Origin of the sequence: Crocosphaera chwakensis CCY0110 (assembly GCF_000169335.1) — a bacterium.
Classification (GTDB): Bacteria; Cyanobacteriota; Cyanobacteriia; order Cyanobacteriales; family Microcystaceae; genus Crocosphaera; species Crocosphaera chwakensis.
Genome location: NZ_AAXW01000037.1, coordinates 39,124 through 49,966, shown reverse-complemented (window position 1 = coordinate 49,966; position 10,843 = coordinate 39,124). Strand labels below are relative to the sequence as shown.

The 10,843-nt window shown below is 33.4% G+C and carries 12 protein-coding genes; 4 read left to right on the top strand and 8 right to left on the bottom strand.

Annotated features, from left to right (window positions below; translation table 11 throughout):
* Nucleotides 1-304 (top strand): redoxin domain-containing protein (locus tag CY0110_RS19055; protein ID WP_008277157.1); only part of this gene is annotated, 304 nt, incomplete at its 5' end.
* 99 nt (nt 305-403) lie between these two features.
* Here CY0110_RS19055 and CY0110_RS19050 read toward each other — a convergent pair.
* Together CY0110_RS19050 and CY0110_RS19045 are read right to left on the bottom strand one after the other, a co-directional pair.
* Nucleotides 404-898, bottom strand: a complete 495-nt coding sequence (locus tag CY0110_RS19050) for a hypothetical protein (RefSeq protein WP_008277156.1) — start codon at nt 896-898, stop codon at nt 404-406.
* Between the two features lie 17 nt (nt 899-915).
* A complete protein-coding gene (locus CY0110_RS19045; RefSeq protein ID WP_008277155.1) occupies nt 916-2,091 on the bottom strand; it encodes an amino acid ABC transporter permease in 1,176 nt (391 codons plus the stop codon).
* Nucleotides 2,092-2,329: 238 nt separating this feature from the next.
* Here CY0110_RS19045 and CY0110_RS19040 point away from each other — a divergent pair, with 238 nt between their 5' ends.
* A complete protein-coding gene (locus CY0110_RS19040) occupies nt 2,330-3,604 on the top strand; it encodes a mannosyltransferase family protein (protein ID WP_008277154.1) in 1,275 nt (424 codons plus the stop codon).
* A gap of 110 nt (nt 3,605-3,714) precedes the next feature.
* On the opposite strand, the gene CY0110_RS19035 is transcribed toward CY0110_RS19040, so the two are convergent.
* Nucleotides 3,715-4,365 (bottom strand): class I SAM-dependent methyltransferase, encoded by a 651-nt coding sequence (locus CY0110_RS19035; RefSeq protein WP_008277153.1) that lies wholly within the window; start codon nt 4,363-4,365, stop codon nt 3,715-3,717.
* 134 nt (nt 4,366-4,499) lie between these two features.
* On the opposite strand from CY0110_RS19035, the gene CY0110_RS19030 reads away from it, so the two are divergent.
* On the top strand, nt 4,500-4,763 hold the full coding sequence (locus tag CY0110_RS19030) for a type II toxin-antitoxin system Phd/YefM family antitoxin (protein WP_008277152.1): 264 nt from the start codon (nt 4,500-4,502) through the stop codon (nt 4,761-4,763).
* On the top strand, nt 4,747-5,004 hold the full coding sequence (locus CY0110_RS19025) for a Txe/YoeB family addiction module toxin (protein WP_008277151.1): 258 nt from the start codon (nt 4,747-4,749) through the stop codon (nt 5,002-5,004). The genes CY0110_RS19030 and CY0110_RS19025 overlap by 17 nt, the downstream gene beginning before the upstream one ends.
* 44 nt (nt 5,005-5,048) lie before the next feature.
* Here the strand turns inward: CY0110_RS19025 and CY0110_RS19020 are convergent, their stop codons facing one another.
* Genes CY0110_RS19020 through CY0110_RS19000 form a run of 5 tightly spaced genes read right to left on the bottom strand, consistent with a single transcriptional unit; the run spans nt 5,049 to nt 10,761 of the window.
* Nucleotides 5,049-5,366: a nucleotidyltransferase family protein gene (locus CY0110_RS19020; protein WP_008277150.1), complete on the bottom strand. Its 318-nt coding sequence runs from the start codon at nt 5,364-5,366 to the stop codon at nt 5,049-5,051.
* A gap of 25 nt (nt 5,367-5,391) precedes the next feature.
* Nucleotides 5,392-5,649 carry a DUF2442 domain-containing protein gene (locus CY0110_RS19015; protein ID WP_008277149.1) on the bottom strand — a complete coding sequence of 86 codons (258 nt, stop codon included), beginning with the start codon at nt 5,647-5,649 and terminating at the stop codon, nt 5,392-5,394.
* Nucleotides 5,650-5,656: 7 nt separating this feature from the next.
* Complete coding sequence (locus CY0110_RS31665; protein ID WP_408605581.1) at nt 5,657-5,833, bottom strand: DUF4160 domain-containing protein; 177 nt, start codon at nt 5,831-5,833, stop codon at nt 5,657-5,659.
* A gap of 9 nt (nt 5,834-5,842) precedes the next feature.
* On the bottom strand, nt 5,843-6,190 hold the full coding sequence (locus CY0110_RS19005) for a WD40 repeat domain-containing protein (RefSeq protein WP_008277147.1): 348 nt from the start codon (nt 6,188-6,190) through the stop codon (nt 5,843-5,845).
* Between the two features lie 20 nt (nt 6,191-6,210).
* A complete protein-coding gene (locus CY0110_RS19000) occupies nt 6,211-10,761 on the bottom strand; it encodes an nSTAND1 domain-containing NTPase (RefSeq protein ID WP_008277146.1) in 4,551 nt (1,516 codons plus the stop codon).
* Between the last annotated feature and the right edge of the window lie 82 nt (nt 10,762-10,843).

The following is a 10,843-nucleotide window of genomic DNA, read 5'->3' as shown; positions in this document are numbered from 1 at the left end:
CTCATATTGTTATCTGAATAAGTATTATGAACGATTTATTGAACGGGGTGTAGAGATTTTAATGATTACCAGCACCGATGCTCAACAAAGTAAAATTGTGGTTCAAGATTTAGGATTAAAAATGCCTTTATTGAGTAATCCTGATTGTCAAGTCTTTCGGAGATATCATACAGGACAAGCTTTAGGCGCACCACTTCCAGCACAGTTTGTGTTAGATAAAACGGGAAAAATACAATATAAACATTTATTTTCTTTTATCGATCATAATGCGAGTATTGATCAGTTACTGCTGAAAGTTTCATAAATTGAGAAAAAGAGACTTTCAAAAGCAACAATATTTCTATCTCAACATCTTACTGCGATCGCAGTAAGATAATTGTATTTGATTTTTAAAAATTATCAACTACTTGGTTGTTGTTTTTGCATAGACAAGAACAACTTTATCAAAATACATATCGTCAGTTACAACAGAGACGGTACGAATTAGCTGTTCATTAGAGATTTGAATAGTATCAGAGATTTTTGTATCTCCATCATTGTATCTAAGTTTCTCATCTTTAGCCCATAGAGGACACTCATCTGCCATTAAATAGAATTTGGACTTTGATACATTTATGTAACCACTAAAGGGTTTAACTTCAGAACACAAGACCCCTTCACAGTCAAACCATTCAACTTTAGGATTACCCGTTTTTTCTTCTTCAAAAGTTCCATCAGGGTTAATTATTAAGATTAAATCTTCTGTGGACTCTATTTTCTTTAGAACTTGAGGCGTTGAATTATTTAACCAGTTGTTTACCCCATTAGGGTCTGGTTGGTTCCCAATAAATTCAAGTTCGCTCTTGATAAAAACACTACCGATAAGTACCCATTTTCCTACAAAAACAGAAATATCCATTTAATATCCTCTTAAATTTACTTTTTTTCTAATTGACGACTAATTAAGGACATAGAATAACAAAAGATCCAATAAATAGCAGCAACAAAAATATAAACTTCTCCATACCTACCAATAAATTTTGGATTCGCTAAAATGGATTGAGAGATTCCTAATAAATCTACTAAACCCACGATCGCTAATAATGAAGTATCCTTAAATAAACTAATAAATTGACCGACAATAGTAGGGATAACCACTCTTAATGCTTGAGGTAAGACAACTAAAATTAAGACAAAAAATGTATTCAATCCTAATGCTTTTGCTGCTTCGGTTTGTCCTTGGGGTACAGATTGTAAACCTCCTCTGACATTTTCTGCTAAGTAAGCAGCACTAAATAAAGTAAATCCAGCAATGGCTCGGATGACTCGTTGAATCCGCATTTCTTGAGGTAAAATTAAGGGTAACATGACCTGTGCCATAAAGAGAATACCGATTAAAGGTAATCCCCGAATTAGCTCGATATAGGAAATAGATAACCAACGAATAATGGGTAAATTACTCTGTCTTCCCAATGCTAATAATACCCCAAAAGGGAAAGACAAAATAATGCTAATAATAGCAACAAAAACCGTTAAAATTAAACCACTAAAATCATCTAATCTTACGTTTCCTAAAAATAAAATCCCTTGTAATAAACCTAATAATAAAAAGAAACTAAGTATCCAGATTAAGGATAACCAACTTTTAACATTAGGAAATTTTTGACTAATTCTTTGACCAATTATTAAAAAAACTACAAATAAGAATAATATTCCTAATAATTTTACACTAGAAATTAAACTGATAGGAACAGCTAACAAGACTATTATTAATGCAACTAAAGCTAAAATAATTAAGTTAATAGAATTAAATAAATTATTTTTATTAGATAAAGTTCCCAAAGAAAATCCTAATAAGCTAATAATAATAGCTAAACTTGTCCAAGCTCTCCATAATAAATTAGCAGGATATTGTCCGACAAAAAATAAGCGTAAGTTAGCGGTTATAACTTGCCATTGTGCCTGAAAAAATACCCAAGAAATCAATCGATGACCAAGCCAATAAATAAATAAAAGACTAATAATAGTTAAAAGACTATTGAACCAACTACTAAACAGATTCTTTTTTATCCAACTAACAGGATTAAGACTATGAAAGAAAACAATAGACATAATGATATTTAATTTATCCAATTCACTAAATATAATGTAAAAATTGGTAAAATTCAACGTTTTTTGCTCTGGTTAAAATAGTGAGAGACTTACTAAAATTTTGTGAACTCACATCTTGTATCTTTGATAAAATTAGCTAGTGATGAAAAGGAACGGGTACAGTAGTTTATTTGTTTTAAGTAAAAACTGGGTAAAAGTATGACATATTATAGTTATGGATTTATACAATAAAATAATAATGCTATATTTCTTTAGTAAAATTTTCAAAAATGAATGGTATTTTGTTTTTCTGATGGGTTTACTTAGTCGGGGTATTATTATTTTTACTATGATAGGTATTGCTCCCTTACTTTCTATGTCATCAGAGAATAATGGAGTGACTTTTGGGTGGGAAGTTTTTTCAGCGTGGGATAGTCCCTTATATGAACAAATTGCAGCTAATAGTTATGATACGTTAGGGTCAAAACCAGGCTCTAATGTTGCTTTTTTTCCTTTATTCCCCTTGTTAATGAGATTAGGAATGGCTCTAGGATTTTCTTCTAATATTGCGGGTATTGTTATTAATAATATTGCATTTTTTCTGACTTTGCTTGTTGTTTATATATGGATTAAAAGAACTAATGGGGCATTAGTGGCTCGTTGGGTTATCGCTATTTTAGCTTGGTGTCCCTTATCTATTTTTTGCACAGTTATCTACACAGAAGGACTGTTTTTACTGTTTAGTAGTTTAGCTTTATTTACCTTTGAAAGTAAACAATATACTCAAACAATGATTTGGGGAATATTAGCCACAGCCACTCGTATTACGGGATTGGCTTTAATTCCTACTTTTTTGTTTATTGCTTGGCGTAAAAAGTTGCCCTTGATAGCTTATATTGCAGGTTTTGTTAGTGGTGGGGGAACCTTTTTATACAGTCTCTACTGTTGGATTCATTTTAATAATCCCATTGCCTTTATTACTGTACAGCATACAGAGTGGCAACGGAAACAAGGCATTGACTGGGAAGGATGGGGGCAAATGTTGGCAGAAATTACGATCGGGGGCAAAAATTGGGCATCTGGGGCGATCGCCGATCCTTGGCATCCTCTTTTATTTCTTATAATTATGGCTATTGCTTGTGGATTATGGCGTTATCGCGCTTCTATTCCTCAAGCCTATTTTGACTATGGTTTATGCAGTTTATGTTTATTCTTATGGCTTTTAAGCGGTGATGCTTTGCTAAATACTCTATCTGTGTTAGGAGGATTGGTATTGTTATGGTGTTCTCGTCAACGCTTAAGTTTAGTGGTATATGTTTACGGGTTATGTGCGTTGGGACTGTTGTTATCCTCTGGAGGAACGATCTCCTTAAATCGTTTAGCTTATGGCATTGTTTCTTTGTCCATTGCTTTAGGAGTCACCGTATCGCGATCGCCTCGTTGGGGTTATTGTACCTTAGCCTTTTTTACTGTATTATTGGTTACTTTTTCCCTGAGATTTGCTCAACATCAATGGGTAGCAATGTTACCTTAAAATTGGTGCATTCATCAATTAATAATGAGTAATGAATAATTATCTCTGATACATTTTTTAATTATCAATTATCAATTATTCGTTGATAAATAGATTACACCGAAACCCAATTAAGAACTCATTTTCTGTGAAATCACAGCATAAAAAGGATCGGCTCCTATCATGCCTAATATTTGTAAAAAACTAGGCAGAGGAGATACGTTCATAATGACTTCGGGTTTACTAAATCCTGCCACTGACTTAAAATAGTTTTTTAATAACTGAATTCTCATTGCATCTGTGCCATCACGCCAAGCAGAAATAGCTTTTTGATAAAACATCCGATTAGAAAAACTAACAATAACAAGGCCATTCGGTTTAAGAATACGATGAATTTCTGAAAAAATAGCTTCAGGATACTGTAAATATTGAACAGAAACAGCAATCAAAACGGCATCAAAATCATTATCCTTTAAAGGTAATTTAGGATTATCGTTCAGATTTTGGAGAAAATAATGATCAAGGCGAGGATTTTTGGCCAATTCTTCTTGGTTCATTCCATGACCTTCTACATGGTCAAATTCCATATCATCAGGAAGATGAGACACCCAACTACTCATTAAGTCTAAAATTCGTGTTTTCGGTTGTAAACGTTCTCGATAAAGATTCGTTAATTGATCGATAAACCCTTCATCAACATGAGTGACAAAACGGGGAGACAAATAAAAATCTTCATCGTTGCCAGGATCTAGTTTTTCTCTTTGATGAGGACTTAGTCGCATAAATCAAACGATTATTTAATATAGCACTTATTTAATATAGCACTACACATTTTAATTAGGACATTTTTATAGAAAAAAACACCGAAGTTTAGAAAATCATAGTATAATTAATTGTACATATTGGAAAGGACTCAATGAAAATTGTCAGTGCTAGTAAGGCCAGAGCCAATTTATTTAGCTTAGTAGAGGAAGTCAATAAAGACCATCTCCCACGAATGATTACCAGTAAAAAAGGGGATGCTGTTTTATTATCTAAAGATGATTGGGAAAGTTTGCAAGAAACACTTTATTTACAATCTATACCAGGTTTAGTTGAATCAATTAAAGAAGCTGAAAAAGCTGATGATTGGGGGTCAGAAGAAGATTTTTTGAAGGCTTTAAATGGAATGGAAGATTGAATTTAGTCGTACTGCGATTAAGGATGCCAAAAAGTTGAAATCAGCTAATTTGGAAACCAATGTTAGAGAATTAATTGATGTTCTCAAGTCTAACCCCTATCAATCTCCTTATGAAAAACTTTCTGGTAATCTAAAAGGGTATTATTCACGGCGAATTAATATAAAACATCGTCTAATCTATTCAATTAATGATGAAACTAAAATTATTAAAGTTGTTTCTGTTTGGTCACATTATGAGTAATTATAAAGCTTCTTTTTTAGAATTTAGGATATGTTTTAGACGAGTTAAATTATCAATCGTGCTTCGTAAATCACCATTGCTTCTGCTAAGATTTCTTGACGAAAATAACGACTTAAATCTGCTGGTGTTCTTAAATCGATTTGACGATTTATAATATTTGATAATTCATCTTCCATTGTAATGATAGCTAAACCTGGTGTTTTTCCTGGTTCAAATTCTACTAAAACATCAACATCACTTTTTTCGGTGAAATCATCTCTTAATACGGAACCAAATAAAGATAATTTACAGATTGAGTGGCGTTGACAGAATTTTTTAATTTTTTCTTGTGAAAATTTAATTGTAAGGGTAAGTTGTTTCATTTTTGATACAAGCAATAAATCGAAATTATTGTTGAACTGTAGAAATTTCTAATTTCTCAGCAGTTTTTAATAGACCATTAATAGATAAATCTTCATCAATTAGTGGCCAATGAATCCCATAACCTGATGGAGAAATTTGATAAGCTATTCGTTCTTTTTCGTTAGCTTGGGCTAGTTTTTGAGAAATTTCCACTAAAGGAAAGTCATAAGTTTGACCATCTACTATCAGAATGAGATGGGATTGATTAAAGCTGATAGCTTCGATATTATGAATTTTACTCATAGGTTAATTAACCTCCAAAGTGGGTATTCCATACTTGAACAATATCATCAAAGTTTTGTAAGATGATTTTTTTTACTTCACGAATATCTTTATTATTCATGTTATGAGTATACGCTGATCTTATAGCATAATCATCAACCTCTAACCAGTATTTACATTCTTTCTCTCCTTTTTGTCCCTGAATATCAATGGGTTAATTTCTTTCAATTACTAGATTTTTTTTACACAAGTCTTTATCTGAGGGACTTACGTTTGGATTGGTATTAAGATAATTTCTAGCCCAATCACAAGCTAAATCAAATAAATTGTCTAAGTCAAAATTCCAAAGGAGAATAGTATTATTATCAGCAGTCGTTCCTAGTAATTTTCCATCGGGACTAAAACGAATAATATAATCTTGTGAAGATGTTATTTTATCCGCGTGTCCTTTTAAAGTTGTAATTTCACTTCCTGTTTCGACATTCCAAAATTTAACGGTATGGTCTGCACTGACCGAAGCTAAGACTGGAACTTTTGCATTAGGATAAAAACTAATACTCATTACATAGCCTGTATGTCCTCTTAAAGTCTTAAAGAAACTCCATTTTTAGACCATAGCATAATGGTAGAATCTTGACTAGCTGAAGCAATTATTTCTCCATCTGAACTAAAACTCACTTCTGTTACCCAATTACGATGGCCTTTTAAAGTTTTATAATGCTCGATTTTTTCCCCATTAAATTTACCTAAAATAACCGTACCATGAGCATTTAAAAAAGGAGCCCAAGTTCCTATTGCAATTAATCGACTATCAGGACTAAATTGCAGGTCAGAAACAGCTGGACTCTCAGTGTTGAAACTTTGAATAAAATTACCATCAACTGACCAAAGTTCAACTTTTCCGTCCAAAGTTCGACCTGTAGCAACAACTTGGCTTTTAGGATCAAAATTTATACTGTTTAAAAAAGTGCTATCAGTTGGCAAAAATACAGGTGGAGTATCATCAAGATTCCCTAATTGAACAATTCCATCTATCTGGTTAGCAATACCAATTATTTTACTATTAGGACTGAAAACAACTTCTTCAATTGATTCATCATAGTTGTCAATGGTTTTAAACGGCTTTAAGTCTTTCGTTTTGAGAATTTCAACAGTGTTGTCAATTGTGCCATAAGCAATTAGTTGACTGTCTTGACTAAAACTTAATGTTTTTTTATCTGAGTTCATTAATCGGGGTTGAACTTGCTGATTATCACTCCAAAGTTTAACAGTTCCATCTCTACCTCCAGAAGCTAAATATTCACCATCCTTGCTAAAAGTTACACTTTCTACATAAAAGCTATCAGCTTTAAGGGTTTGTAATAAAATCCCATCCAATGTCCAAATCCTGACAGTATGATCTTGACTGGCTGAAGCAATTTTTCTATCGGGACTAAAACTAACTTCATACACAGCATTACCATGACTGGTCAAATTCTGAGCAGCTTGAAAAGTCATAATGGGAGTTCCATCACGCTTCCATATTTTAACGTTACGATCTTCCCCAGCAGAGGCAATCATCTGACCATCTCGACTAAAACTTACATCATATACATGACTTCCGTGATTAATTTCCTTGATGAAATTGCCATCAGCAGTCCAAAACTTCACCATTCCATCACTACCAGAAGAAGCAAGCACAGTACCATCAGGACTAAATTCAACACTATGGACATAGGGGGAATGAGCTTGTTTAATTGTTTTGAGCAGATTACCGTTAGGATTCCAAAGTTTAATGGTTCCATCACCACTCGCTGATGCAATTATTTTACCATTTGGACTAAAGCTAACACTCGGAACTGAGCCATTATGTTTACCTAACACTCTTATCAAAGTTCCATTGATATTCCAAAGTTGAACAGAGCGATCACCACTAGAGACAAAGGTTTCACCATCAGGACTAAAACTGATGCTTCTGGCTCCTTTATCTGTGTCTTCGTGAGCTTTGAAAGTTTTGAGATTCGCTCCATCAGCTTTCCATAGTGCTATGGTCCCATCTGTATAAGTGGTTCCTATTAATCCATCTTTGCTAAAAGTTACCGAATTAATGATAGAAGTTGTTTGACCAACTGGAAATTCCAGACGATTACGTTGTCTAAAATTTGAATTGACTGAAGTATTGTTATAGACGACTTTTTGTAGAGCCGTTATTGCTTGTATTCGAGCATCAGGATCAATATTCTTGTTATTATCTTTGACAAGTTTACCGACGCGGATAGCACTTGTAATACTTTCTAGTTGCTGTTCTGAATCAGGTAAGTTTTTGGCAGATAAAGATGAAGCTATGATATCAGCATTCATTCGTCTATTTTCAGCCACTAAACTAAAAAACACAGCAATTATTGTCAATGCACTTAACCCTGAAATAACTGCGATCACGATGCCTCTATTCAGATTAGCTTTTCGTATTTGTCTTTTTACAAACTCAGTTTCAACCTTGTTTAACCAATTATCATCTGACTTTAAAACTTGTTCAGCACCAGGTAATCTAGGTGCATCATCCCAGAGTAACCCAAAGACTTTCGGAGATTGTTTTTCACTCGCTTCCTCATATTTGAAAGCAGCATCCGTTAAGTCTCTTTGCAAATTAAGATTAAATCTTTCTTGTTCTGTTCCTGATTTTTTATTCCTGCCAATAAAAGGCAAATTAAACCTAAATCTTTGTTTTTTCTGGGTTTGAGCTTTAGACTGCTGTTGAGCTTCAGTAACATCTTTTTTTGTTGTACTTAACCAAGTTGTAATTTTGTCCCACTCACGAATTAAAACATCATGAATGGGTTCAACATAACTATTTCCCTCAAGGTTTGTCCCTGTGACCAATAAACGAGCATCGACAAAACGATTAATTACTAATTCTCGGTTTTGGTTGGTCTTCTCATCCCCATATTCTAGTTCATCATCGAGAACTCGTCGTTTTGCTTTTTCTCCCCCATCCAGGTTAACCATCCGTAGCATGACCCAACGTAAAACGGTTTGACGGACTTGTGTTTTCAAAGGATCGACTTTTATCACATGACCATCAACTTTGTCGTAGTCCTTAGCTAGATTATTATATTCTTCGGTTGCTCTACGGGTTAAAGATTGAGTAACACCTCCAAGTTCATGATAATCTTCCCAGGTTAAAGTGCGATCGCCTCGTTGTTTTTGGACATATTTAAAATACAGTTCACTTAAGGTAAAAGATAGTAAAGGTAACGCTCCTGGAGTTTCTCCAATATCATCAAGTAATTCGTCAACGAGACTTTTTCCGTTGTCATTGGTTTCAAAATATAATACTTGTGCTAATGCCGGTTTTTCTATTGTTTCTCTCAACTGATCTCTTTCCATTTGTTTGAGAGGAAAAGAAGCATTTTGCCAATAATCTTTGAGGTGTTCTGAGTTCTCAAAATAATGTTGAAAATCTGAACGTAAAGTTAATACTAATCGTATTTGTTGAGAACAGTTATCTAACGCTGCTTGTAAAGCATTTAAAAATTGTTTTCGTTGCTCATTTGTACATTGATTAATACAGTGTTCAAATTGGTCGATAACTAATAATATTTTGACTTGTTTATCTTCTGGACAATGTTCAAGGAGAAACTTGCCAAACTGTTGACCATTTTGTTGCCATTGTTCACTTAGATTTTTGATATATTGATTACATTTTTTGTTGAACTGTTCTAATTTTTCTTGTTCCAAATTATTACAATACTCTTTGATTTCATCGAAATGATCTAAAACTAATCGACTATGATTTAATCCTATGGTTCTTAATGTTGCTAAAGATTGCTTTTGATCTTGACTTTCACATAATTTTTCTAAGATATGAAAGTGTTTGATAATTAATACCAACTTATCTTCTGGAGAGGTAATACGCCATTGTGCAAATAACTCTTTTATTTGTTCATTATATTTATCTCTTTTTCTAGCTTGTTTTAGAATGTCTCCTAAATTTTGTAGAAAGTATAAATCTGGATCACTAGATTCTAAAATAAGGGGTAATACTGCTTTAGCTAAGTCTTTAAATACTGTCGATTCCGGTGCAATAGGCTCTAGAATTCGCCATTTTTTGTTATTTTGTCTTAGTTTAGGAATTAAACCGGCTTTGACTAAACTGGATTTTCCTGAACCAGAAATTCCTAAAATAACTGTAAAAGATTCATCATTATTCAGTCGTTTTTCTAGTTGTTGAATCTTATCAGTACGACCAAAGAAAAAATTACTATGTGCCTCTTCAAAAGGTTTTAATCCTCGATAGGGATTATTATTTTTATTAAGTGTGATCGCATCAGGAAGTTGGTCAGGATCAAAATCTCCTGTTTGAAAAAAGAACTCTCCCTGATCAAGAAAAGGTAAAAACCAAGTGCGAGAAACTTGAGGATGTTTTTGATCCTTTGTCCGTTCTAAAAGTTTTTCATATAGGTATAAATTAAGCTCTGTTACGGTTGTAATGCCATCATTAGTATAATCAGCATCTCCGTATTCTAACGCCTTAAAAAGCAATTCTGCAAAGGGAGAATGAACAGAATTTTCACTCATACCTCGATTATCTCTAATAATATCGATCGCTTCTTTATTATGAGCAGTAGAAACAATTACTTGTCCTGCTTTATAATGAATATAACGTTGATAACGTTCTTTAGAAATATCTTCAGGCATTACCCCAATATCCCTAGTACCAAAACGAAATGCACCCGCATAGCAACAGTCTAAAATAATTAATAAATGATGACACTCTAGTGCAATTAAAGCATCATGAATAGCCTTCATCGATAGCCATTGATCTTGTTGACCAATTTTTGCTTCTTGGGGTAATAAATAACCTGCTTCCCCTGCTTCTCCTTCGGGTGGACTACCATGGCCAGCAAAATAAAATAATAATCTTACTTTCTCAGGTTGCTTGATTTTTTCAGGTAATTCTTGTTTGAGATAATGCCAAATATTTTTGGAAGTTGCCTGTTTATCAAGGAAAGATTTAACCTCATAACCGTGCTTTTTTTGTAGAATTTCTTTGAGTTTCTTAGCGTCGAATCTAGCGGTACTTAGTTTTGGAATGCCGTTATCATATTCATTAATACCTATAATTACAGCTATATCACGAGAAAACTCTGACATGATGGTATCTTTCTTCTACTAGATTTTTCCTAAATTTTAGATTCAGTTCAAAGAAAAAACTACCGAAGTTTAGGAACTTAAG